Source organism: Catenulispora subtropica, assembly GCF_039531675.1.
GTDB lineage: Bacteria > Actinomycetota > Actinomycetes > Streptomycetales > Catenulisporaceae > Catenulispora > Catenulispora subtropica.
Window position 1 is genome coordinate 1 of sequence record NZ_BAAAQM010000130.1, and the last position, 1027, is coordinate 1027.

The 1027-nt window shown below is 68.5% G+C and carries 1 protein-coding gene; it reads left to right on the top strand.

The window, feature by feature from the left end; genetic code table 11:
* On the top strand, positions 1-1027 hold a 1027-nt coding region (locus ABD466_RS44260; protein WP_344663327.1), incomplete at both ends, for a putative Ig domain-containing protein.

Below are 1027 nucleotides of genomic sequence, written 5' to 3' on the forward strand. Positions count from 1 at the left end.
GGGATCGACGGCATCGGCGTCATGTCCGGCGCGAAGTCGAAGGTCTACCTCGTCTTCTACGGTAACCAGTGGGGATCGCAGACCACTGACGCCAACGGCAACGCCAAGTTCTCCAACGACTCGGCCGGCGCCGCCGGTGTGGCCCAGCAGATGTACAAGGGCATCGGGACCAACAACGAGCTGTGGTCCGCGGACCTGACCCAGTGGTGCGACGGCGCCGGGGTGAGCACCGGGGCCACGTCCTGCCCGAGCAACCTGCCGGCCAGCCAGTTCGTGCCCTACCAGAGCGGCGGCGTCCTGGCCGGCGTCTGGTACGACAACTCCGCGGCCTCGCCGTCGGCGGCCACCGGGCACCAGCTGGGCCAGGAGGCCCTGAACGCCGCGCACCACTTCGGCAACACCACCGCCGCCTCCAACCGGCAGGCGTTCTACGTCATCTTGTCGCCGACCGGCACCAACCCGGACAACTACCAGGGCCAGTACTGCGCCTGGCACGACTACAACGGTGACAGCACCCTGACCGGCGGCGCGGTCAGCTCCGACGTCGGCGACTTCGCCTTCTCCAACCAGCCGTACAACATCGACTCCGGCGCCGGCTGCGGCGTGGGCTTCGTGAACTCCCCCGGTACCACCGACGGCTACACCATCACCTTGGGCCACGAGTGGCACGAGACGCTGTCCGACCAGAACCCGCCCGGCGGCTGGACCGCCTCCAGCGGCCAGGAGAACTCCGACGAGTGCGCGTGGCTGTCCCCCGGCACCTCCGGCGGCGCCGCCAACATCAACTTCGGCTCCTTCGGCACCTACGCCGAGCAGGCCTCCTGGTCGAACGACACCAACAACTGCTCCATCTCACACCCGATCGTGAACCACGGCGGCACCGAGACCGTCTCGGTGACCAACCCCGGTAACCAGTCCTCGACCGTCGGCACCGCGATCAGCACCCTGCAGATGTCGGCCACCGACTCCTCCGGCAAGTCGCTGACCTACTCGGCCACCGGTCTGCCGGCCGGCCTGTCGATCAGCA